The following is a 21,887-nucleotide window of genomic DNA, read 5'->3' on the forward strand; positions in this document are numbered from 1 at the left end:
CTTCGGGCGCTGTCCAACGGGTCCTGCCGGAGTGGTACGTATCCGAGGGCACGCTCTACGCCATTACGCTCGGCGGACGCGAGGCGCCGGCACGGGTCCGGGTGTTCCGGGAGTTCCTGCGGGAGAACCTCGACGCCCACGGACAGGTGGCGAGCTGACATTCGGGGGCGCGAAAGCCACTGCGTGGAGTTGCTTATCAACTGCAAACTATGAGCATGGATATGAGTCGGGCTACTTCGCTGTCAACGCTCTCGGCTGACCCGTGCCGGCTTCCCCGGACATTATTGGCTGTGAGTCGGCTAGCTTTGCCCATTGTTTGACGGCGAGGTACGACTCTGAGTGGAACCCGTTAGCCTTTCATCACGAACGGCAGGTTGACGAAGCAGTCGAAGCCAGGGACTTGGCTTCAACGCGCTGCCTCGTTGGGAATACCATCACTCCGCATCAGGTGGTCAGCCGTAAGCGGCGTACTTATGTCTCGCATTGCTTGTCGCGGCCGGAGAGCATATCCCAGATGGATACGCCGAGTACCGCGGCAAGCCCTGGATAGAAAAGCAGCTCGCTCATGGCGATCGCACCCATGAGAATCAGCACAGGACCAACGAGGCCTAGCGCCAGGCGGTGCCACTGCCGGTGCTTGAAGTATCCCAGGACATTGATCACCACCAGCAGCACCGCGATCGCCGGAATCACCGCGTTGACCAGCGCACCCTCCAACGGAGCGAGAAAACCCAGGCCAACGGCGGCCCCGACACCGGCCAGCGCCGGGAAACACACCGAACAACCCGCTCCGGCAACCAACGTGGCCCCGAAGCCGAACTTGTCGCCCAGGCGGGTTACTACATCTAGCATGTTACTGAGCATGGCGCTTTCCTCCGATCGGTGCCGATTAATCTCACCCTGCGCAGCACGAAAGTTTGGCGACGTCCTTCGAGAACGTCTGCGCGCAGAGCTTGATGCCCTCACTTATGGTCAGGTACGGGAACAGCTCGTTCGCCAGGCTGTTCACGGTCATGCGGTTGCGGATGGCCAGCGCCGCCATCTGGATGATCTCGCCACCGTTGTGGGCAACGACCTGCGCTCCGATCAGGCGCCCGGTGTCGGCTTCTGTCACCAGCTTGATGAACCCGCGGGTGTCGAAGTTCGCCAGGGCGCGGGGGACGTGTTCCAGGTCGATGCGGCGGGCATCCGGTGCGATGCCGCGGTGCTCGGCCTCGCGTTCCGTCAGACCGACGGTTGCAACCTGGGGGTCAGTGAACACTACGGTGGGCACTACTGTCAGGTCCAGTTCCGCGTCGCCACCGGTCATGTTGATGGCGGCCCGCGTGCCGGCCGCCGCGGCCACGTAGACCAGCTGCGGCATCGTCGTGCAGTCGCCCACGGCGAAAATGCCCGCAGCGGAGGTGCGCAGGTGGCTGTCCACCGAAATGGCGTCGCTATCATCGGTCTCGACGCCGGCGTTTTCCAGATCCAGCATCTGCGTGTTCGGTTGACGGCCGGTGGCGACAAGGAGTCGCTCGCCCATGAGGGTTTCGCCGTCAAGGGCGACCCGGAAGCGTGCCCCGTCATGGTCGATTCGCCGCGCAGCGGTGTGTGTGAGAATGCGAATCCCTTCATCCTCCAGCGCTGCCTGCAGCGCGGCGCCCACTTCCGGGTCGTCGCGGCTGAGCAGTGTGCTCCGGGCAAGGACCGTGACCTCGCTGCCGAGCCGCCGGTAGGCCTGGGCGGTCTCCAGCGCCACGAACGAGCCGCCAAGAACCAGCAGGTGCTCAGGGATCTCGTCGGTGAACAGCGCCTCGGTGGACGTCCAGTAGGGCGTTGCAGCGAGACCGTCGATGGGGGGCACGGCCGGCGAGGCGCCCGTGGCGATCAGGATGCGGTCCGGTTGCAGGCGCTGCGCCGCGCCCGAGGGCTGTTCCACGGCCAGGGTGCCTGCGTCCTCGAAGCGGGCCCGCCCGGCGAGGAACTCGATGGCAGGCTCATCAGCCAGGATGCTCTCGTACTTGGACTGGCGCAGCTCCTCGACACGGCCGCGGAGCTGCGCCAGCAGGGCGCTACGATCCACCGGGCCGGCGTCACGGGCAATGCCGTCGAACGGGTGGTGGGCCCGACGGTGGTGGAGCTCCGCTGCCCGCAGCGTGATCTTCGAGGGGACGCAGCCGACGTTCACGCACGTGCCGCCGATGGTGCCCGCCTCGATCATGGTCACCCGGGCGCCTTCCTCGGCGGCACGGATGGCCGCGGCGAACGCACCGCCACCGCTGCCGATAATGGCGACATGGGTCTGGCCGGAGGTATTCCCCCGGACCGGCGTTTCATCGGTATCCTCGACAAACGCAGCGCCATACCCGTCGGCGCGCACCTGCTCGAGCAAGCGCTCTCGCGAGAGGGCGCTCGGCGCCTCGACGGTCGCTCGCTCCCGCTCATAGCTCACCCGGGCGTGAACGTCGGCGAGCCGCTCGAGGCCGGTTTGCACCTTCATGGCGCAGCCTTCGCAGGTCATGCCGGTGATCTTCAGTTCATGTGTCGTCATAAGGATTCCAAGTCTGTCGGCTTGTCGAGAGAACGTTTCAGACGGTCTCCGTATCGCATCAATCTGCCGCACGGCGTCGCCGGTGGAGGGCGTAGGCGGTCAGGCCAATGAAAAATGCCAGCGCAGGTAGCAGGACGTAGTCGGCATAGCCAAGCCATGCCGACAGCCCCACCGCGCCGAACGCGATGACCAGTATCGGCGTGAAACAGCACAATGCGGCGATGACGGTGCCGACAATGCCGGTGCGCAGCAGCGTCTTATCCTTCATGGTCGGTCACTCCCTGTACGCTCGAGGGAAAGCCCGCGTTGGCCGTTGCGCTTGCCAGCGCTTCGACGCTCACGCGGTCGTCGTCGAACGTCACTTCGGCGGCATCGGTCCCCATGGACGCGCGGGCGTCGACAACGCCGTCCAGGCGTTTCAGGGACTGCTCGACCATGTAGGGGCAACTCACGCAGGTCATGCCGTCGACGCTGAGCGCGACGGTGCGTTCCACGCCCTGGGCCATTCCCGCCCAGGACAAGCCAATGATCACGACCAACGCCGCGTTGATGGCAGACGTCTTCATGGAAAAATCCTCCCGGCGTTCAGCGTCCGATGACGAGTGGGAACAACCAGGGCCAGGCCAGCGAGAGCGCGACCAGCGCAGTCGCTACCCAGAGCGCCACCGTTGTTACCCGGGTCGCGGTTGTCGTTGCACAATAGCCATTGACCATGCACGTCCGGCGGCGACGTCGAAGGCTCCAGAACCCGGCTGCGATGAAGGCTACGGCCACGATCACAAAGACGGGCTGGTAGGCCTCGAGGCTGCGCAGGGTGCCGATCCAGGCGCCACCCGCGCCCATGGAGAACAGAACCAGCGGGAGAACACAGCACGTGGTCGCCAGCAGGCCGCCAACAACACCACCACCTGCAAGCCAGCCGCTTGATTCTCGCAAAGCCATCTGCCGTTGCATTCCCGCAGCATCGTCGGTTGTATGCTTCTCCATGGCTCGCCTGTCCGTTTCATTGACTGGAACTACAGAACCATAGACCCTGCAGTCGCTATAAGGTCAATGAGGGAACTATCTGTGAAACTACGTATCGGCCAGTTAGCAAGTGAGACGGGCTGCCAGGTGGAGACCATTCGCTACTATGAGCGCATTGGCGTCCTGCCGCCGCCGGCCCGGGAGTCGAACAACTACCGCGTCTACGACCACAGCCATCGTCGCCGCCTGCTGTTCATCCGACGGATGCGCGATCTGGGCTTTTCGCTGGAAGAGGTCCGCGCCCTGTTGCGAATGATCGACGGCGGCAGCTACACCTGCGCTGAAGTGCAGGCGCTGGGCCAGGAGCACCTGGAAGCGGTGCGCGAGAAGATCGCCGACCTGCGCCAAGTGGAGAATGCCTTGTCCGAGTTGGTCGGCCGCTGCACGGGCGCCGAAACGCCGGATTGTTCGATGCTGGAAGCGTTGTTCAACATGCCCCGGTCGGGGAACGCGACACGGCACCCATAACGCCTTGCTTGGTGGGCCGGCTGTCTGACGTCAATTATTCTGGTTGACCTTCCACCGGTGTCGTGGACAGTTCTTGAAAGCGGACTCTCGCAGGTACCGGCCGACCGACAGCTCAGGGTCGCGGTCGGCACTCCGCTGTGACTGGCGGGGATACTGACGACCCTGCGAAGGGAGTTAGCAGCCCATGCCACGGAGTTTTTGCGACCACGGTCACGCCCGTCCCTTGAAAGGTTGTTTAGCATCCAACTATCCACTGCATCGCCGTTGCGGCCCGGGCGTTCCAGTTAAGCGGAGGGCTCAAATCCGAACCTGTCCACCGAGGTGGGGTAACACCCACGTGAAACGAGATGCAGAGAGGACAGCCGTCTTGGTGGCGGAGATGGTTTGCGCAAAATCGGGCTTTTAGCGCGTTTTACACGACATGAAATAATTCTCCCGAAGTAGCACCCGTTGGGTGCTAAAGCTACACATTTTTAATGCGCCTATATACTGGCTGGAGTACAGTCATTTAACTTGCGGGACGGAGGTGACGACGTGAAGAACGAATTTGATAATGAGTTTGAGCTGTCCGATGAAGAGGTCGACGACTTCGGTCGGGGCGCCCTTGAGGCGTATGTTCACCGTGAGTCCATGATTTCTTTGGAGACGTATCGCGACGCTATTCTCGGCTTGGCTGACTGTGCGCAGCACATGAGCGAAAGTGGCCACCTTGCCCGCTGTATACTTCTAAGCGCGATCAGCCGCATTATAATTTCAGCGCAATCGATCTTATCAGCCTTGATGCGGCTAATCTTCAGTTCGCTCTCAACTTCCTCTGCGGCAGAGGCGCCCTGATGAAGCATCCTGCAGATTTGCTCGGAGTACCAGAGGATCTACTGGATCGGATTGAAGTGCTTCATAGGCAGTGGGCTTAGCGTCTCGGCACTTTAACCAACGCCGGCCTGATGAAGAGTATAGTGGACTGAGTTAGATAACCCTATCTTAATCCGAGTTGAAATATAGCCAAAAACCCTCACGGGAAGCCCGCCGAGCTCCGCCGGCGTCGGTCTGCTAAAGGATTGAGGAGTGGTGCAATCATGGCGTCGGAGTGTCCACGACACCCGGGGAAGTCCACATTCAGGCCGTGGTGGAAGAAGTCAGCGGGGCGCCGTTCATGATCAGCACGCACACGTTCGGCCACTCGTTCGGGATCCACCTGCTGCTGCGCGGACGGCCGCTTAAGTAGTCGCTCCTGAAAAAACTCCCAAGGCACTGATGCGGCGTAGATTCCGGAGTTTTTCAGGACCGACTTGTTAAGAATGAGACGCTTCAGAAAAGCGTTTGCTTTCGTCATTGCAACAGCGCCTCAATGAATAGGAAGGCCGCATTGATAGGAGTAGAAAGAGGATGGTGCGTTCAACCGGTCGACGCAACAGTAGCCATGAGTTTATCCACCGGGTTGTGGAACCCGAAAGTTCTACGCGGTCGCTGGTTAAGGCGTTGGGCGATCGCGTCGAGATCGGCCTGGGAGAACCCAGAGAGATCCGTGCCCTTGGGGAAATACTGGCGGAGTAAGCGGTTGGTGTTCTCATTCGTCCCGCGTTGCCATGGACTCTGTGGGTCGCAGAAGTAGACTTTCACGTCCGTGGCCACAGTGAAGGCCTTATGGCTGGCCATTTCGCTGCCGCGATCCCAAGTCAGAGAGCGCCACAGCTCCCGCGGGAGTGCACGGATTTCCCGACTGACCGCCCCCACAACACTTGCCGTGTCCTTGCCGTCGACCTTTACCAGCATCGTATAGCGCGAGTGACGCTCGACGAGCGTGGCGATGTGGCTATTCTTCGCGCCAGAGAGCAGATCCCCTTCCCAGTGACCTGGTATGGCACGGTCCTCTGCCTCTGCTGGGCGCTCTCGGATCGACACGGCATCGATGATCTGGCCGCGTGGTTGTCCTTCCGTGCTCGCAAGGCGTGAACGGCGCATCATCCGTCGCGAGCGCAGGTGCTTCATCAACTCCTTCTTGAGAACGCCGTGAGCCTGGACGAATAGGCTGCGGTAGATCGTCTCATGGGAGATCTGCATGTCAGAGTTGTCTGGATACCGAACCCGTAGCCAACCTGCGATCTGCTCGGGTGACCAGTCCAGTGCAAGTTTCCGTGCAACTGCCATTCGCAACTGTGGACGCGTCGCAAGCCGGCACGGCTTGGGACGATGGGCACGATCCCAGGCTTGGCAATCCGCCAGCGAAGCGCGATACGTGCCCCGAGCGTCGTGACGATTAATCTCCCGGCTGAGTGTGGACGGGGCACGGTTGAGGTTCGCGGCGATTCCACGAATCGATGCCCCGGTGGCAAGGCCACGCGAGATCTCCTCGCGCTCTGCAAGCGTCAGCGCCAAGTGCGATCGACGGCGCTCAGCGGGCGCGATGCCGCCACGCGCAGCGACGACACCATGAACGGATCCGGCATGCTTGCCCAGGGCGCGGCCAATGTCACTGAGCGATTCCCCGCCTCTCCATCGTGCCCAGGCCTCGGCCTTCTGTTCGGCTGAGAGCCCCGGTCTCCCCATACGTGCCATATGCACCACCCCCCAAAAGCAACATTAGGACAAAGGGTGTTGCATCGATCAATTGAACGCACCATTCCCTTTTTTAGGAAAAAATGTTATAACTATTATAACGGTTATAACAATTATAAAGTTATATAACGCATATAAGGTAGAGCGTCTTTTTGAGCGAAACACTGTGGGTGTTGGCGCGGGTTGGGCGAAAAAGCTGCTGCCAGCGATGGCAGTTTCGATGCCTTACGGGGCACTTTGCCTGCCTGGGCGGGCAGAAACGGTGTCAGTACCGGACTGTGGCCTTGATGATGGCCATATTCGGTTCGCATTGGACATTGCGCATACGCTCCGATGCTCGCAGAGCTGCGAGCGGAAGCTCGGACGATGTCACTCTCGACGACAGCGACGTTTTGTACAAACTCTGGTGGTATTCGGGCGATGAAAGCGTCGGGGTCAGTGAGGCAAATGCAAGGAGCGGTGTCACCGGGCGATTCGACTGCTGTTGTCTCGGTGCTCAGTGACAAGAGATTAGCTACAACCGGCGGGGAATCATCTCGGATAGCCGTGATGCGTGACCGGAATGGGGCGGGCCATCTTTGGTGCCCCTCGTGGATTTCTCGTTCGCGGCCGAATCCCATGACATCCATGAGGTGCCACGCAACAAAAAAACGAAATCCGCGGTGCGCAGCGGGCCGTGAATAACAAGGGGATCGACATCGCAGGGGCCGAGGAATTCGAATCGGTGCATTGCCGGTTCGTCGTTGCCCCGATGCTCGACGGTATGTTGGCGCAGTCGATGTGCGAGGAAAGAAGCGACAGATGGTGGAGGACTTCGTGGAGGTGGTCAGCTTCGAGCCTGACTGACCTCAGCCAGCTCGGGCGGTTGCCCGAGGCCCAGGGCATCCGCGAGATGCCATGCGATGCATAGCAGATGCTTGAGTTCCAGCGGCCCTGCGATCTCAAGCGGCTCGACGCCGTGGGAGCCTAGGAACTCGAAACGATGGAGCTCGTGGTCACCCGTGGTGTCCTTGGTGTAGCGCATGGACGCCACCGCGGGCGTAGGCATTCCGGTCTCAGCTTTGGTACCATAATTCGTAGGCATAAGTCCTCTTCTATTTTTACCGTTCGAGAGTTCGCTTGTGTCTAATCTCGTTTTACCCCGGGCCCTCACCCGGGGTTTTTCTTGCGCATGAGATACGCTGTCAGAAGCGCTCTCACGTCATCCTTCGCCCTATGCGGCCGTAGGCTCCGGTCGTCCCGGGAAATGGCCTCACGCAGGCGCTCCATTGCCTGTATGGGTGCCTCGGAGACATCCGAGAAGAGCTCGTAGGCGGCCAGGAGGCGTGGGTAGTCGCCTCTGGCAATCCATGCCCCCGAGACCATCCAGAGGATCTCGAGCCAATGCGGATCGAAGGCGATCGCGTCGCAGTACATCGGCGCCCCCTGGGTTCCGGCCCTGAGTCGGCTGATGATCACGCCCGCGTCCTCCCCGTGCTGCTCCAGGTAGTCGATGGACAGCCCATGGAGCTCTTCGGCCCGTGGATCCCAGGAGTCCATATCGAACTCAGGGTGCGGGCGCACAAGCGCCCCATTGATGGTCCCATCGCGCAGGCTCCAGGCGATCTCCACGGGGAAGCTCCCGGGCTCGAGGCCCGAGGCTTCGATGTCAAGGAAGCACGGAAGGGCCTCAGTCATGCTTGTTGTCGCTCCGCGCTAGCGCAAGTTCAACCCGCAGGAAGCGATAGTCCCGGTAGGCCTCGAGTTGCTCGTGGATCTCCAGTTGCAGGCTGTCCATAAGTCGCGCCATCTGGTTGATCAGGCGCTGGTTATCGTCAGCCTGAGTGGTCGTATGCATGTGATCAGCGAACTCGAGGACCGCCTGCTCGCTCAGCCCGGCGTTTTTCTCACGCTCTTCCTCCAGTTGTTCCTCGAGATGCTTGATGCGGCGGCGAAGGCGCATCGCTTGGGAGACACCCCCGAAAGCCTCCGGCGCCTTGTCCTCGAAGCCCCAGGGGTTCTTCCCAGGTGGGACCGTGTTGGACGGCAGGTCGCCCACCTCGCGCTCGAGAAGCCCGAGCGTGGCATAGGCGATTTGGTGCATCACGCGGTCTGCGAAGTCCAGAGGCGCCTCCTAGGTGGCTTGCGTTACTGCGTAAAGGCGAGAACCCAATGGGCGCCCATGTACAGAAACATGGCGGTCACGACGATGCGATCGAGCGCTTTCAGCATAAGGACCTCACTGGGTTGCGGCGTAGGTCATTGCGGAGCACGACAGCAGGAGACAACCGAATGCTGCCAGCGCATGCGTCACGGGTCCGCTCAGGATTGCGACAACAATCTCCATTGCGTCCTCCTAAGGGTGGCTTGCGGCTTACTGAGGCGCCGCGTGTGCGGCAAAAGGGGCATCACTGGACCCTTGGGTCCTAGAGTGCAAAGGTTGGGCTTGTGAGGCGGTACTCGAAGAAAACCTTTCATTATTACATAAGTATATAAAGATGCAACACTCTTGTCAACCTGGTTCTTTGCGCGTAAACGCGCGAACGCGCGCGAGAGACAACACAGGATCCCCAGGGAGCTTGCGCTTCTCGCGCGTACACGCGCTGGTCTCGCGTAGAGAAGAAAAAGGGTATCCGGATTAATTGGTTGATAGCTCCCCAATATGATGTGGCATCTATTCCTGTGCTCTCCGGATTATTCGGTTGATAGAATTAGGATGCTGAGCGGTCTTGTGCAACCAGCAGCGCTGCCTTATCGATCAATGATCGTCCAATGTCGCTAGCCAACAGATGATCGTAGTAGCTAGCTTTTGCGATTCATGTGCCCGCTACCAGGATACGGCTGGTTTGGGGCTGTTGCGCTCCGTCCTCGACCGGCCATAGGGGTATCGGGCTAGCGCCGCTCGCTGAGCGATAGCTCAATCCACCGTGCTGCGCAGCGTCCTGATCAGCAGCTGATAGAGGCTGTCGACGGCTTCGTTGCCCTGAGAGGCCTGACTGCGATAGGCCGCCACCGCCATGGGCTCCAGCGGGCCCAGACCATGCTTGCCGCCAAGGATCTCCAAGTGGGGCGGGGCACTGCACCGCGTCAACACGGCGACGGCAAGGCCGCTCTCCACCGCAGCGATCTGCCCTGCCAGGCTGGAGCTGTTGTACACCACCCGGTAGCGGCGTCCCTGCAGAGCCAGGGAGTTGATGGCACTGCGCTTGGCGAGGCTGGCGCTCTCGTAGACAGCGATGGGCAACGGGTCGTGCCGCCAGGTAGGAAACTCCGGCGAGCCGACCCACACCATCGGTTCATGGAACAGCAGGGTGCCGTGACGCGGCTGTTCCCGCGAGACCAGTGCGAGGTCCAGGTCGCCATTCTCGACCCGCGGAATCAGTGCGGTCGACTGCTCGCAGCTCAGCTCGATCTCCACCGCGCCGTGCTGCGGCGCGAAGCGCTTCAGCACCGGAGTCAGGTAGCGTGCCGCATAGTCATCCGGCACGCCGAGACAGATATGCCCGGTCAGCACCCGGCCGTGAAACGCCGCCTGGGTCTCAGCGTGCAGGTCGAGCATCCTGCGGGCATAGCCCAGCAGCCGCTGCCCTTCCGGGGTGAGCTGCTGCGACCGAGGCCCTCGTTCCAGCAGGCGATGCCCCAGAGCGGTCTCCAGCTTCTTCAGCTGCATGCTCACCGCCGACTGGGAGCGATGCACCTCAGGGGCGGCGGCGGAGAGTGAGCCGGCGTCCACCACCGCGACGAAGCACTTGAGCCAGTCGATCTGCAGATCTTGGTAGGCCATACGCTGCCACATGAATTCGATTCTCGAATATCTAATAGCAAAATCATTCGCTTTCATCAAGAGGTGCGCCGCGGCATAGTGACGGCCATGTCATGAGACAGGAGGAGTACGGCATGACCAACGAGATGGCTAGTGAGGAGGCGGCACTGCATCGTCTGGACGGGGCGCTAACGTGGCAAGGGTTCAGGGAACTGTTACCCATCTCGCTGTTTGTCATCGTCTTCGGCGCTGCCTTCGGCCTGGCGGCGACTCAGGCTGGGCTGAGCGATGCGTCCATCGTCATCATGAGCGCCCTGGTTTTCGCGGGTGCTGCACAGTTCGCGTCTCTGGAGTTGTGGGGGCCACATATCCCGCTCTTTACGATGATGCTCACCGTATTCGCGATCAATGCCCGGCACCTGCTGATGGGCGCTACGCTCTCCCCCTGGTTGCAGCCACTCAAGCCGGCGAAGCGCTACGGCGTGATGCTGGTGGCTTCCGATGCCAACTGGGCCATGGCCATGCAGGCGTTCAGCCAGGGCCGGCCGGGGCTGGGGCTGCTGCTGGGCGGTGGTATCGCCCTATGGAGCTTCTGGGTTCTTGGCACGTGGCTGGGTCTGTACTTCGGCAACGCCGTGAGCAACCCCGCGAGCCTGGGACTGGACATGGTGATGGGTTGCTTCCTGCTCGCCATGGTGGTGGGCAGTGAGAAGAACCTGCGCATGCTGGTGATCTGGGCGGTGGCGGCGGGCGCTTCCCTGCTGGCCTATCGCTACCTGCCGGAAAACAGCCATGTGGTCGTGGGCGCCATCGCCGGTGGCCTGGTCGGCCTCTTTTGGGGGAGTCGTGACCATGAGCATTGAGACAGGCAACCCGAGCGCGCTCGCCATCATCCTGATCATGGCGGTGGTGACCCTGGTGACTCGCTGGGGTGGCGTCTTCGCGATGTCCTTCGTGCCCATCGGCTACCGCGTCAAACGGTTCATTCACGCCATGTCCGGCTCGGTGCTAGTGGCGCTGCTCGCGCCGCTGGCGATCACCGGTGACAATGGCGCCCGTCTGGCCCTGCTGACCACCGCCGTGATTATGCTGACGCTGAAGAAGCCACTGCCAGCGATCGCCGGCGGTATTCTGGTGGCGGCACTGTTCCGTCAGATGTAGCCATACCCCAGCGCCACGGGCGCGCTGCGTTTTCTACATAAATGTCGAGCAGCGCCCAGCTTGTCATGCTGGGCTCTCTTGAACCAGTTAATCCAGACACCCGGGGCTAGATGAAATGGTGAACCTCTCAGGGAGAGATGTGTGACGAACCTGCCCAACAATGTCCTGCATTTGCCGCAATATAATATCCTGAACACTAAACAAGATGAGCATGATCTCCACTATCAAATTGAAGCGCCTGAACCTCTAGCGTGCGAGGAATGTGGCGTTGGGGGTGAGTTCGTCAGGTTCGGCAAGCGCGATATGGCTTACCGAGATCTGCCTATCCATGGCAAGCGAGTCACCCTTTGGGTTGTTCGCCGCCGCTACGTGTGCCGGGCTTGCGAGAAAACGTTCCGCCCTAAGCTCCCGGATATGGTGGATGACCACCGCATGACTCGCCGGCTCCACACTCATGTCGAGAAGGAAGCCTTCAACCACCCCTATGCCTACGTGGCCGATACCACAGGCCTCGACGAGAAGACCGTCCGCGAGATCTTCAAGAAGAAGGCCGAGTTCCTCGCAGCCTGGCACCGCTTCGAGACGCCTCGCTGCCTGGGCATCGACGAGCTGTACCTGAATCGCCGTTACCGCTGCATCCTGACCAACCTGGAGGAGCGCACCCTGCTGGACCTGCTCCCTGGTCGCCAACAGGATGCGGTGACCAGGCGCCTCATGAACATGACCGACCGCCACAAGGTGGAGATCGTCAGCATGGACATGTGGAAGCCCTACCGGGCGGCGGTCCAAGCGGTGCTGCCACAAGCCCGTATCGTGGTCGATAAGTTCCACGTCGTGCGCATGGCCAACGATGCCATGGACAGCATCCGCAAGGGCCTCAGGAAGGAGCTGACGCCCAATCAGCGCCGAACCCTCAAGGGTGACCGGAAGATCCTGCTGAAGTGCGCTCACGACGTCTCAGACCGCGAATGGCTCATCATGGAGACCTGGACTGGGGCCTTCCCCCAGCTCCTGGCGGCACACGAGCACAAGGAGCGGTTCTTCCACATCTGGGACTGCACCAACCGGCGTGACGCCGAGAAGGCGCTGGCTCAATGGATTGACGACATCCCGCAGGGGCAGAAGGAAGTCTGGAAGGATCTCGTCAAAGCTGTCAGCAACTGGCGTGAGGAGATGCTGACCTACTTCGAGGCCGACATCCCGATCACCAACGCCTTCACGGAGTCGATCAACCGACTGGCCAAGGACAAGAACCGCGATGGCCGGGGCTATTCGTTCGAGGTGATGCGCGCTCGGATGCTCTACACCACCAAGCACAAGAAGAAGTCGCCGCAGACCAAGGAATCCCCGTTCCTGGGCAGGGCCACCATGACCTACGGCAAGAGCCTTCCCCCGGTCGAGAAGAACTACGGCGTCGATCTATCACCCTTCCGGACAGATTAGGGGGCGGAGGAGTTTGAAGGCCCCTTCAACCAGTTAATCCGGATACCCTTTCTTCTCGCGCGCCAGGAATCCCCCCGGTGGGGGTCCGATGTGCTCTAGGAATAACGAGTTGACAGCCACCAGAGTCCATGGAAACGTCCGACCGTTGTCAACCATTGACGGACGAGCGGTCGCTGGTTATACATTGGACTTGACAAACGCCCGACGCCTCCCTATAGAAATCGCCTGACAAACCGGGGTCCACCGTTATAGTCCCCCCGGTGCCCGCCTAGGCTGTTCTAGCTTCTTGATAAGTCGACGATTGTCACCCGCGGGGCTCCGCCTTGAGGGAGCGCAAGCTCGCCTATAAAGCGCTTGTTGCTCCTGTTTTTTCCTAGTTTTCATATGCCCTAGGCCTCGCGGACACAACGGTGCGCGGGCGCTTCTCCTGAAGGGCTTACCAGGTCGGTCCTGAAAAACTCCCAACCCACTGATGCGGCGGAGATTCTGGAGTTTTTCAGCATTCTGAAATTGCCGGTTTTTGGTATCCTCAAGGCAGTTTCCCTGCAATAACGGTGTTGGATGGGGCCTCGGGACGAGCGGCATACGCCACAGGACGATCTCTTCCGCAGTGAGCTGGCCAACCTGATCGATCCGCGTCACCCGCTGGTGAAGCTGGCCAATCGCATCGACTGGTCGGTGTTCGAGCGCGAGTGGAGCGAACTCTTTGCCTCGCCAACCGGCCGACCCGCAGCGCCACCGCGGCTGATCGCAGGCTTGCTGTATTTGCAGCACGCCTACAACCTCTCCGACGAGGCCGTGGTCGAACGCTGGGTGGAAAATCCCTACATGCAGCATTTCTGCGGCGAGAAATACTTCCAGCATGAGTTCCCGGTCGATCCTTCGTCGCTGACCCGGTGGCGGCAGCGCATCGGCGAGGAAGGCGTGGAGTTGCTGCTTGCCGAGACCGTGGAAGTCGCCAAGCGCACCGGCGTGGTGAAACGCCAGAGCCTGGAACGCGTGAGCGTGGATACCACCGTCCAGGAGAAGGCGATCACGTACCCGACGGATGACCAAACGGCTGAAGACTTACCTGGGCCGGGTGACCCGCGACATTGAGCGCAAGATCGAGGACGCACCGGACGTCACCCAGACGGCGTTCCAGCAACCGCTGCACCGGGCAAACCGGCTGCTCAACCAGACGCGCAAGAGCAAGAACAAGCTGCTGTCCTGGCATGCCCCGGAGGTCGAGGTCATCGGCAAGGGCAAGGTGGCCAAGCCGTGGGAGTTCGGCGTGAAGGTCTCGGTGGCGGTGACCAACCGGGAGAGCTTCGTGGTCGGCTGCCGCTCCATGCCAAACAACCCGTTCGACGGCCACACCCTGGCCGAGACGCTGGAGCAGACCGAGATCCTGAGCGGTGTGGCACCCAAGCGCTGCTACGTCGATCGTGGTTACCAGGGAGCGGCCATCCCGGACGTCCAGGTCTTCCGTTCTGGTCGGCAGTGCCCAGTCAACTGTGTAAAAGGCCTTCATTGACCACCGCGGTCTCTTCGCTGATTCAGGCCACTTGCTCTTCGAGTTGGGCCAGGGCCTGCTCGGGGTCGTCGGCGTCAGCCGGGGTGACCTGCTGCAGGCTGTCCAGGCTCATGTAGCGCCGCCCCGTGGCCCACTCCTCGGTCTGCTCGGTGAGCACCGCCCCGACCAGGCGGGTGACCGCCTCGTCGTTCGGGAAGATGCCCACCACATTGCTGCGGCGCTTGATCTCCTTGTTCACCCGCTCCAGCGGGTTGGTGGAGGAGATCTTCGACCACACCGCCGCCGGGTAGGCCATGTGGGCGAGCACGTCCTCTTCGGCGGCGTCCATCGCCTCGGCGACCTTGGGGAACTGCCCCCGGAGCTGATCGGCCACGGTGCGCCACTGCGCCCGTGCCTCGGCGTGGTCCTGCTGGGCGAAGACCGTGCGCACCATCGCCGCAACCATGCTCTGGTGGCGCTTGGCGACGTAGGAGAGGATGTTGCGCATGAAGTGCACGCGGCAGCGCTGCCAGCTCGCGTGGAGCACCTCGCCGACGGCGCGCTTGAGCCCCTGGTGGGCGTCGGAGATGACCAGCTCCACCCCCGTCAGGCCCCGCCCGAGGAGCTCGCGCAGGAACTGCTTCCAGAAGCCCTGGGTCTCGTTCGGGCCCACGCGCAGCCCCAGCACCTCCCGGCGGCCCTCGGTGTTCACGCCCACAGCGATCACACAGTCCTTGGAGACCACCCGGCCGTGCTCGCGGACCTTGACGTAGGTCGCATCCAGCCACAGAAACGGCCAGTGCCCCTCAATGGGCCGCTCGAGGAAGGCTTGGACCCGCTCGTCGATCGAGGCACACAGCCGCGAGACCTGCGATGAGGATATCCCCTCCATGCCGGCGGCCTTGACCAGCTCATCGACCGAGCGCGTCGACACGCCCTGGATATACGCCTCCTGGACGACACCCACCAGCGCCTGCTCGGTCGGCCGCCGCGGCTCCAGGAACGAGGGCAGGTAGTTGGCGTGGCGAAGCCGCGGGACCTGCAACTCCATGCTCCCCACCCGGGTATCCCAGCGCCGCGTGCGGTAGCCATTGCGCTGATCCTGGCGTTGCTCACTGCGCTCGTGGCGCTCGGCACCACAGTGCTGGGTGACTTCCGCGTCCATGAGCTTGTGGACGACCTCGCGCACGAGCTCACGCAGGAAGTCCACATCGCCACCCTTCTCAGCCATCTCCAGCAGTGCCATCCTGTTCTCGGTCATCGCGGGTTCTCCTTCGATTGGGTCCTACGTCTTGATTCAGCCCGAATCCTAACGAGACCCGCGGTGGCCTCTCAGCCTCCCTGCCTGACCGGCCCGGCAACCCTCCCGGCCGCCGAGTTACACACTTCTGGGGACTCTACTTTCTGGTCAGAAACGCGGTATGAACACCCGAACGCTGAAGAGGGAGCTCAAACGCCGCAGCGCCATCGAAGCCGTGATCGGTCACATGAAAACCGACGGCCGCATGGACCGGTGCCGACTGAAAGGTGCTCTGGGCGATGCGCTCAATGCGGTGCTCGTGGCTGCCGGGCACAACATCCGGCTCCTGCTCCGGGCGATGCCCGCTCTTTTGCGCCGAATACTTGGGCGGCTACGGGCCGTCTTCGACACCGGAATCCGTAATCAGAATCTCAAACCCGGAATGCGGGCTGCCGCATAACGGGTTATTCAGGACGGACTACCAGGGCGGCCAAGGGCCTCACCCGGCCGCTCACGGGCAAAATAGCGATGATAAACGCGGGCCCCCGTGTGCCTGGTTTCTTCTTTTGTCAACCTATATGAGCCCGCGTCACGCCTGATTCTCACGCTTTTCTCTCGAGGCGGTGGATTGTCGCCTCGAGCCCCCGCAGGCCTACCAAAGTACAGCACTAGAAAAATGTCCTGGACGGTAATGGCAACCCTGGCTATACTGGCAACCGCGGCGTCCTGGTTTTGTGCCTGGTCGTCGCTCACCCAGTACTAGCCAGGAGAACCACACGATGGCACATACGCGATACGACCTACGTGGAAGCGAGTACAAGGACCTCAGGAAACAGGCCGGCAAGATGATTAAAACCTATCGTCAGCAAGCCGGTATGAGCCAGATGGAAATGGCCAAGCGCCTGAACCTGGATTACTACACGTTCATCTCCCAGGTGGAGACTGGCGTAAGGCGGTTGCCCACCGAAGAGATCGAACACTGGGCCAGAGCGCTTGATATCCAGGATGTCCAGGGGTTCGCGCGCTCGCTTCTGCGTCATTACGATCCATTAATGTACGACCTGTGCTTCAAAAAGAAGGAAGAAGCGAGCTAATGCCACATTTACGGTACGAAAAGGGAGGGCGCAGGATAACGCGCTACACGGACGAGGCGGAAAGGACCGAATTCTCTCGCTTTTTGTCGCACCTCACGGATCTGGGGTACGACTACGAACACGAAACATCGACTCAAAAGGAGGGTGGCATTGAGTTTCTGCACTGGTCTTTCTATCTCAGCGCAGATGATTGGCCGGACCTTATTTTGTCGATTGCGACAGATAAAAGTGGGTCAACGTACACGGCGTACTGGCTAGGAGTGGACCATGGGCCGTGGACGAAAGCCCGCGATATGTTCCTTGAATTACCCGTGCTGAACATGCGGGACACGTATTATAAAATGTTCAAATAAATAAAGAAGTTCACACGAGATTAGACACAAAAAAGGAGGCACCTATGCCGAGCAAAACGGGCAGTATTGCACTGTACAGGAAAAAAGATGCAGAGGGCCGCGAGTACGGCTCGTGGCTTCATGACTGCAAGATCAAGGGCCAGCGCCATCGCATTAACACAGGCACGGAGGACTATGGCAAGGCCTTTAATGTGGCGGAGGAGGAGAAGGAAAAGCTTCGGCAGAAGGTTTTGCACGGGCGGCGCATGGACATGACCGTTGGTGAAGCGCTGGACGAGTACCGGCAAAACCGCGTGCCACGCCTCAACGATCAATACAATGCGCTCCAGCGCCTGGACAAGCTGTCAGGGAAGGGCAAGCGGGGGGCCCGCTGGGGGCTGGATCTCGACCTCAAGCTCTCGGACCTCTCTGTGCGACACATTGAGGAGCTTGTGCGCCAGCGCCTGAGCGAGGGCAACAAAGAGGGCACAATCAATCGAGAGTTAACCACTTTGCAAGCCGCTGTCAACTACAGCAAGCGCCAGCTCGAGGCGGACGTGAACCCGAATCTTCGGTTCGAAAAGTTTACCGCGAGCGCGCGCCCGCGTGCGCTTGATGACGACGAGGTACAGCGCTTGCTGCACGAGCTGGACCCAAGCAAAGGCTATGTGGGCGGCTTGCGCTTCACCGAGCGCACGGGCCCGCTGAAGGATCGATCGCAGGACAACTATGATCTGGCCGTGTTCTTTCTGGACACAGGGTGCAGGTACAGCGAAGCGACTTATCTCCATTGGCGTGATGTCGACCTCAAGCGTGGGGTGGTACTGGTGTATCGAGAGAAGAGCGGCGGCAAGGTGCTGACCGAGCTCGCGATGACCCCGCGCCTCCAGGAAGTCATGGGGCGTAGGGTTGGCAACCGCAAGCACGGGATCCACTGGGTCTTTCCCAGGCGGGCGCCTACGGGCCACCCTGTGAATGAACGCAGGAGCGGCAATGGCACCGCCGGGATCGAGGCAGCGATGGAGCGCGCGGGCCTGAATGACCCGGCGATAGTAGAGAGATATGGCGTTGCGAGCACCAACACGCTGCGGCACACGTACGCCACCAAGCTTCTGAAGGCCGGCATGAGCGATAAGGCCGTGGCGACTCTGCTCGGGCACACGAACACCAATATGGTGAATCGCCACTATGGGCACTTATTGGCAAGCGATGTGAGCCACGAAGCAGCGAGGCACCTAGGATAACCCGGGCCAAGCGCAAGGAAGTGCACGACAACGCAGGGACGCGCAGGGGAATCGAGAGCCCGGCCTGCGCGCAAGGCGTTCAGGTAAAGTGTTGAACGCTTGTGAGGGACGGGTACCCCCTCCCGTATAGATGGGATATGAGCATCGGACCACCCAGCTCCGGGGGTCCGCTGTTCGTATACCAGGAAGGAAATCTAGACGTATTCGAGGAAGGATCGTGGGGAGCGGCGGGGCGTAGAGCCGCATAGCAACGTCCCCGGCAACTGATTCACCGGCTCCTCCAAGGCGGTGTCAGGCCTATGTAGCGGTCAACGACATCGCCGGCCGCGATGGCTCTCCCGCGAGAGGATGCAGGATCGCATCTGCCTTGCCATCTTGGGCGGTACTTTATGCCTCAACTCGATGAACTCGGCACAATAGCAGTCTCTTAAGCGCTTCCCGGATCCGTAGGGGCACGGCCAATGACCCTTCGGACGATCTTGTGCCAAGAGGGACAAGCAGCGCATGACGAGATCTCGCCGGCGAGGGACATCGACAACCTCAGCGTAAGCGGCAACGAGCCCGCTGGGGCCGTGACCTCGAGGAGTTGCGCGCGGCCTGAGTCGGCAGTGTTTGCCGGCGGGCCTCGCCAACCGCGTGCCGCCGAAAAGCCTGCTGGGCAAGGCGATCACCTATACGCGCAAACAGTGGCCCTAGCTCACGCGCTATCTCGAGCATGGTGAGACGGCGATCGATAACAACACCGCCGAGCGCGCGATCAAACCGTTCGTCATCAGGCGCAAGAACTGGCTGTTTGCCAATACGCCGGCCGGGGCCAAGGCGAGTGCCAGCCTATACGGGCTCATCGAAACGGCGAAGGTGAACGCCATCGAGCCCTACGGCTATCTTGCCCAGGTGTTCCGGGAGTTGCCGCAGCGCGGTATCGCCGCCGGTGATCCGGTCGATGATCTCTTGCCTTGGAATGTCGATCTGCCCGATCCAGCGGCCCGCTAATGCACGATCCGGGGCTCATCGTCCATGTGCGTTGGCTGTGACGCTTCCGTCGTGGGAGCGGACCAGGTAAGGGGCCGACCATCCCGAACCGTTGCGCTCGCGCACAGCTGGTCCCAGAGATTGTCCCGCCCCGAAGAATCATAGGCGAGGGCGAAGAGGATGGATGCGCTGCCAAAGCTGCTTGACAGGCGCCCCGAACGGCCGCATCTTCAAGTTCAATGGATTGATGGCCCTGTCGGACGGACCCACACAGTCGGAGCCGGCTGACCTTGGCGTGCTCCCTCAATAGCACGACATGGTGAGCCTCATGCGTTCGCGACCCCCCTCATCCTGGATTGCCGGCCTCGTGATGCTCGCGTGCGCGGCAACCGCCACTGTTGCCCAGGCCTCGCCCCCGGCGCTCGATACGCAGGAGATTGCCTATCTCGGTCGGCTCGCGGAGCTCGCCCGGGCGGATACCGTTGCCGCGATCACAGCGAGCCGTGTGGATCAAAGCGGCCGGGATGCCGAGCGAGCGACCCCTAGCGGACTCGTGCTCGTCTCCATCGAGGGCGTGCCTGCTTTCGTCTATGACCGCGACAGCTACTATTACATCACCGACCGTCAGCTCGAGTTCGTCATGCGCTGCCGGGGCGGGGGCGTCATCGACTTCTCCCTGATCGTCCGCCAGTACCCGGGCGAGGTCGACGACGTCGTGCCCGTGCCTCCGGGTACGGAATACGAACTCCTGCTGATGCCCTACGGTCAGGATCTCGAGCGACGGCTGCCCGTGCAATGGGTTGAAACCTTCCCCAGTCACGACGTCGTGGCGCGTGTATCCGGCTCCGTGCGGGCGGATGACCCCTTTCTCCTGGCCCTGCGCGGAACCAGCAACCTCCAGTACTCATTGAGTACGGCGGATGGCCAGCCATTGACAATGCGGGACGGCCAATACCTGACGTTGAGCGGCGGCCTTGATCTCAGCACCTTCCGCTCGGATGTCGCGCCCCTGCTCGAGCATTGCCGCACGGGCGGCAACGATCCATTGGCCTCACTGGACCTGGAGGCGTTGCGGGACTCGCAGGCCGCATCCAGCGAAGCGCCTGGGGCCACCCCGGAGCCGCTCGAGGTCGATCTCGACTTCCTGCCACGGAACCAGCAGCAGCGCTACAAGCGTGTTTTCGAGGGCCGCCCACGGTCCTCGGAGACCCCCCTGGATACCGTGCTGCTCGATCATCTCGCCTTCCACACCGCGTACTGGGAGCAGTGTGCGGCCACCCCGGCCGGGCCGATGGACTTCTACACCACCCCGCCGTTTTCCCGGGCGCGCACGATAGGGCTGCTCAAGGACGATTATGCCGCGTTCGTGATCGCGGCCCTGGTCCATGCCCCGATCCGCGCGCAGCTCTACGAGGAGAATATCCGGCCCGACTTCAGCCTCGAGGCCACGAATCGCCGACTCGGTGAGGTCATGGAGCGTCTCGCAAAGAACTGGCGTCGCGTGTTCGCGGGCACGGGCTGCTCCGGGGCGGTCTTCGAGCGCTTCCGGGGTAATATGCGTCAGGCCTTTCCCTATCTCGAGTATCGCGAGGGTGGTCGCGATGTGCTCGTGGATTTCGGGTCCCGTCAGTTTGAGATCAGGCTGCAACAGCCGCTTGCCATCGCCGCGGCGCGCCGAGCAGGCGCGGCGGAGGTAGGGTCGGTGAACCAGGGTGTGTTCAACGATAGCTACCCCAGCCTTGTGCTTCGCAGCATTGCCATCGGGGACTTCGCGCTCGCCGATCGGATCGAGGAGGAGTTCATCGCAACGGCGTCAAACCCCTTTGGCGGCAATCCGGACAATGCCATGACCAGGGCCCTTACGGCTCTTATGCACGCTGAGAAGTCGATGCGCCGGCAGGGGAACCTCATCGCGGCCTATGCCCTTGGCCGGCAACGCCTGCTCGGCGCCTGTGGCGAGCCGACCACCCACTACACGCAGGAAAGGATCTACTGGAGCGAGTACACAAACGGCCTGGGTCAGTATGTCGGCGGGTCGGCCGGCAGTCGCGTGCACAATGAGGCCCACGTGCCCACCAAGTTCAACGCCGTTATCCAGCGGCAGAACTCGATCACGACCTCGAGCGTTCTGAGCTCGGAGATGGGCGCCATTCTCAGCAAGCTAAGCTGCGAAAGCGCCCTGAGGCAGCAGCTCGAAGACAATATGCTGGCCTACTTCAACGGCCATGCGCCGGTGCACGTTAAGGCACTCCCCGGCCGATAGCGACCGATGGAGGGCGGCCCTGGGGCAATACCCACGTCCTGGATGTTCCGGCGAGCGCGAGGCCGCCGAGCGTCTGGACACGGAGGCCGTCTTTTTCGGGAGGCGGCCGGATGCGGCGCCGAATTGAGAAGGTCTTCCGGCACAGCGGACACCGGAAGCGAGGCGTACCGGCGGCACTTTGCCCGAAGCGCTGATAGGCGCCGGGATACGCGCGAATGTCGACATAGGCGTTGTCGCAGGCCGGGTTGGGACAGGTGAACTGGCCAGGCTGCCAATCGAGGATACGAACCGTGTCGCAGATGGCAGCGTTGCTTTTCA

At 61.6% G+C, this 21,887-nt stretch carries 21 protein-coding genes and 3 pseudogenes; 12 read left to right on the forward strand and 12 right to left on the reverse strand.

Annotation, left to right across the window (positions count from 1 at the left end; all coding sequences use genetic code 11):
- Positions 1-471 precede the first annotated feature (471 nt).
- From QWY84_RS16750 to QWY84_RS16770, 5 genes are read right to left on the reverse strand one after another with little or no spacing between them, the layout of a single operon-like run.
- The gene (locus QWY84_RS16750; RefSeq protein WP_290204062.1) at positions 472-864 is read right to left on the reverse strand and encodes a MerC family mercury resistance protein; all 393 of its coding nucleotides are present in this window, start codon (positions 862-864) and stop codon (positions 472-474) included.
- Between the two features lie 31 nt (positions 865-895).
- Positions 896-2,533: a mercury(II) reductase gene (merA, locus tag QWY84_RS16755; protein WP_290204063.1), complete on the reverse strand. Its 1,638-nt coding sequence runs from the start codon at positions 2,531-2,533 to the stop codon at positions 896-898.
- Positions 2,534-2,591: 58 nt separating this feature from the next.
- Positions 2,592-2,801: a mercury resistance system transport protein MerF gene (gene merF, locus QWY84_RS16760; RefSeq protein ID WP_290204064.1), complete on the reverse strand. Its 210-nt coding sequence runs from the start codon at positions 2,799-2,801 to the stop codon at positions 2,592-2,594.
- A complete protein-coding gene (locus tag QWY84_RS16765) occupies positions 2,791-3,099 on the reverse strand; it encodes a cation transporter (RefSeq protein WP_290204065.1) in 309 nt (102 codons plus the stop codon). The genes merF and QWY84_RS16765 overlap by 11 nt, the downstream gene beginning before the upstream one ends.
- Before the next feature lie 19 nt (positions 3,100-3,118).
- Positions 3,119-3,520, reverse strand: coding sequence for a mercuric transporter MerT family protein (locus tag QWY84_RS16770; RefSeq protein WP_290204066.1), 402 nt, complete (start codon positions 3,518-3,520; stop codon positions 3,119-3,121).
- An 81-nt stretch (positions 3,521-3,601) separates the two neighbouring features.
- On the opposite strand from QWY84_RS16770, the gene QWY84_RS16775 reads away from it, so the two are divergent.
- Positions 3,602-4,027: a MerR family transcriptional regulator gene (locus QWY84_RS16775; RefSeq protein WP_290204067.1), complete on the forward strand. Its 426-nt coding sequence runs from the start codon at positions 3,602-3,604 to the stop codon at positions 4,025-4,027.
- A gap of 534 nt (positions 4,028-4,561) precedes the next feature.
- Positions 4,562-4,861 (forward strand): hypothetical protein, encoded by a 300-nt coding sequence (locus tag QWY84_RS16780; protein ID WP_290204068.1) that lies wholly within the window; start codon positions 4,562-4,564, stop codon positions 4,859-4,861.
- A 178-nt stretch (positions 4,862-5,039) separates the two neighbouring features.
- Here QWY84_RS16780 and QWY84_RS16785 read toward each other — a convergent pair whose 3' ends face one another.
- From QWY84_RS16785 to QWY84_RS16810, 6 genes are all read right to left on the reverse strand, one after another.
- Positions 5,040-5,360 carry a hypothetical protein gene (locus QWY84_RS16785; protein ID WP_290204069.1) on the reverse strand — a complete coding sequence of 107 codons (321 nt, stop codon included), beginning with the start codon at positions 5,358-5,360 and terminating at the stop codon, positions 5,040-5,042.
- Positions 5,361-5,422: 62 nt separating this feature from the next.
- Positions 5,423-6,583 (reverse strand): IS30 family transposase, encoded by a 1,161-nt coding sequence (locus QWY84_RS16790; RefSeq protein ID WP_435373000.1) that lies wholly within the window; start codon positions 6,581-6,583, stop codon positions 5,423-5,425.
- An 826-nt stretch (positions 6,584-7,409) separates the two neighbouring features.
- The gene (locus QWY84_RS16795) at positions 7,410-7,607 is read right to left on the reverse strand and encodes a hypothetical protein (protein ID WP_290204070.1); all 198 of its coding nucleotides are present in this window, start codon (positions 7,605-7,607) and stop codon (positions 7,410-7,412) included.
- 125 nt (positions 7,608-7,732) lie between these two features.
- Positions 7,733-8,260 (reverse strand): hypothetical protein, encoded by a 528-nt coding sequence (locus QWY84_RS16800; RefSeq protein ID WP_290204071.1) that lies wholly within the window; start codon positions 8,258-8,260, stop codon positions 7,733-7,735.
- Complete coding sequence (locus QWY84_RS16805) at positions 8,253-8,666, reverse strand: hypothetical protein (RefSeq protein ID WP_290204072.1); 414 nt, start codon at positions 8,664-8,666, stop codon at positions 8,253-8,255. The genes QWY84_RS16800 and QWY84_RS16805 overlap by 8 nt, the downstream gene beginning before the upstream one ends.
- An 813-nt stretch (positions 8,667-9,479) precedes the next feature.
- Complete coding sequence (locus tag QWY84_RS16810) at positions 9,480-10,346, reverse strand: LysR family transcriptional regulator (protein ID WP_290204073.1); 867 nt, start codon at positions 10,344-10,346, stop codon at positions 9,480-9,482.
- 113 nt (positions 10,347-10,459) lie between these two features.
- On the opposite strand from QWY84_RS16810, the gene QWY84_RS16815 reads away from it, so the two are divergent.
- The 5 genes and pseudogenes from QWY84_RS16815 to QWY84_RS16835 all read left to right on the forward strand — a co-directional run bounded on the left by QWY84_RS16815 (position 10,460) and on the right by QWY84_RS16835 (position 14,445).
- A complete protein-coding gene (locus QWY84_RS16815) occupies positions 10,460-11,188 on the forward strand; it encodes an AzlC family ABC transporter permease (RefSeq protein ID WP_290204074.1) in 729 nt (242 codons plus the stop codon).
- Complete coding sequence (locus QWY84_RS16820; protein WP_290204075.1) at positions 11,178-11,486, forward strand: AzlD family protein; 309 nt, start codon at positions 11,178-11,180, stop codon at positions 11,484-11,486. The genes QWY84_RS16815 and QWY84_RS16820 overlap by 11 nt, the downstream gene beginning before the upstream one ends.
- Positions 11,487-11,627: 141 nt before the next feature.
- The gene (locus QWY84_RS16825; protein ID WP_290204076.1) at positions 11,628-12,929 is read left to right on the forward strand and encodes an ISL3 family transposase; all 1,302 of its coding nucleotides are present in this window, start codon (positions 11,628-11,630) and stop codon (positions 12,927-12,929) included.
- A 561-nt stretch (positions 12,930-13,490) separates the two neighbouring features.
- A pseudogene (locus tag QWY84_RS16830) lies at positions 13,491-13,994 on the forward strand (transposase); the annotation flags it as partial.
- 16 nt (positions 13,995-14,010) lie between these two features.
- Positions 14,011-14,445 (forward strand): hypothetical protein, encoded by a 435-nt coding sequence (locus QWY84_RS16835; RefSeq protein ID WP_290204078.1) that lies wholly within the window; start codon positions 14,011-14,013, stop codon positions 14,443-14,445.
- A gap of 22 nt (positions 14,446-14,467) precedes the next feature.
- Here the strand turns inward: QWY84_RS16835 and QWY84_RS16840 are convergent, their stop codons facing one another.
- A complete protein-coding gene (locus tag QWY84_RS16840) occupies positions 14,468-15,685 on the reverse strand; it encodes an IS256 family transposase (protein ID WP_290204079.1) in 1,218 nt (405 codons plus the stop codon).
- Positions 15,686-15,821: 136 nt separating this feature from the next.
- Here QWY84_RS16840 and QWY84_RS16845 point away from each other — a divergent pair.
- From QWY84_RS16845 to QWY84_RS16865, 5 genes and pseudogenes are all read left to right on the forward strand, one after another.
- Positions 15,822-16,124, forward strand: a pseudogene (locus tag QWY84_RS16845) (transposase); the annotation flags it as partial.
- A gap of 319 nt (positions 16,125-16,443) precedes the next feature.
- The gene (locus QWY84_RS16850; RefSeq protein ID WP_290204080.1) at positions 16,444-16,758 is read left to right on the forward strand and encodes a helix-turn-helix domain-containing protein; all 315 of its coding nucleotides are present in this window, start codon (positions 16,444-16,446) and stop codon (positions 16,756-16,758) included.
- A 397-nt stretch (positions 16,759-17,155) separates the two neighbouring features.
- Positions 17,156-18,334, forward strand: a complete 1,179-nt coding sequence (locus QWY84_RS16855) for a tyrosine-type recombinase/integrase (protein WP_290204081.1) — start codon at positions 17,156-17,158, stop codon at positions 18,332-18,334.
- Positions 18,335-18,979: 645 nt separating this feature from the next.
- Positions 18,980-19,327, forward strand: a pseudogene (locus QWY84_RS16860) (IS66 family transposase); the annotation flags it as partial.
- Between the two features lie 307 nt (positions 19,328-19,634).
- Entirely contained in the window at positions 19,635-21,569 is a 1,935-nt protein-coding gene (locus tag QWY84_RS16865) for a hypothetical protein (protein WP_290204082.1), read from the forward strand.
- Positions 21,570-21,887: the final 318 nt, after the last annotated feature.

It is taken from the genome of Aquisalimonas lutea (assembly GCF_030409225.1).
GTDB lineage: Bacteria > Pseudomonadota > Gammaproteobacteria > Nitrococcales > Aquisalimonadaceae > Aquisalimonas > Aquisalimonas lutea.

Bases quoted from the DNA above. Each gene is read 5' to 3' on its own strand.
- QWY84_RS16805 (WP_290204072.1), bottom strand. From the start codon at position 8,666: ATGCACCAAATCGCCTATGCCACGCTCGGGCTTCTCGAGCGCGAGGTG.
- QWY84_RS16750 (WP_290204062.1), bottom strand. From the start codon at position 864: ATGCTCAGTAACATGCTAGATGTAGTAACCCGCCTGGGCGACAAGTTC.
- QWY84_RS16800 (WP_290204071.1), bottom strand. From the start codon at position 8,260: ATGACTGAGGCCCTTCCGTGCTTCCTTGACATCGAAGCCTCGGGCCTC.
- QWY84_RS16840 (WP_290204079.1), bottom strand. From the start codon at position 15,685: ATGACCGAGAACAGGATGGCACTGCTGGAGATGGCTGAGAAGGGTGGC.
- QWY84_RS16795 (WP_290204070.1), bottom strand. From the start codon at position 7,607: ATGCGCTACACCAAGGACACCACGGGTGACCACGAGCTCCATCGTTTC.
- QWY84_RS16815 (WP_290204074.1), top strand. From the start codon at position 10,460: ATGACCAACGAGATGGCTAGTGAGGAGGCGGCACTGCATCGTCTGGAC.
- QWY84_RS16765 (WP_290204065.1), bottom strand. From the start codon at position 3,099: ATGAAGACGTCTGCCATCAACGCGGCGTTGGTCGTGATCATTGGCTTG.
- QWY84_RS16820 (WP_290204075.1), top strand. From the start codon at position 11,178: ATGAGCATTGAGACAGGCAACCCGAGCGCGCTCGCCATCATCCTGATC.
- QWY84_RS16810 (WP_290204073.1), bottom strand. From the start codon at position 10,346: ATGGCCTACCAAGATCTGCAGATCGACTGGCTCAAGTGCTTCGTCGCG.
- QWY84_RS16785 (WP_290204069.1), bottom strand. From the start codon at position 5,360: ATGACGAAAGCAAACGCTTTTCTGAAGCGTCTCATTCTTAACAAGTCG.
- merA (WP_290204063.1), bottom strand. From the start codon at position 2,533: ATGACGACACATGAACTGAAGATCACCGGCATGACCTGCGAAGGCTGC.
- QWY84_RS16790 (WP_435373000.1), bottom strand. From the start codon at position 6,583: ATGGCACGTATGGGGAGACCGGGGCTCTCAGCCGAACAGAAGGCCGAG.
- merF (WP_290204064.1), bottom strand. From the start codon at position 2,801: ATGAAGGATAAGACGCTGCTGCGCACCGGCATTGTCGGCACCGTCATC.
- QWY84_RS16850 (WP_290204080.1), top strand. From the start codon at position 16,444: ATGGCACATACGCGATACGACCTACGTGGAAGCGAGTACAAGGACCTC.
- QWY84_RS16770 (WP_290204066.1), bottom strand. From the start codon at position 3,520: ATGGAGAAGCATACAACCGACGATGCTGCGGGAATGCAACGGCAGATG.
- QWY84_RS16865 (WP_290204082.1), top strand. From the start codon at position 19,635: ATGCGTTCGCGACCCCCCTCATCCTGGATTGCCGGCCTCGTGATGCTC.
- QWY84_RS16855 (WP_290204081.1), top strand. From the start codon at position 17,156: ATGCCGAGCAAAACGGGCAGTATTGCACTGTACAGGAAAAAAGATGCA.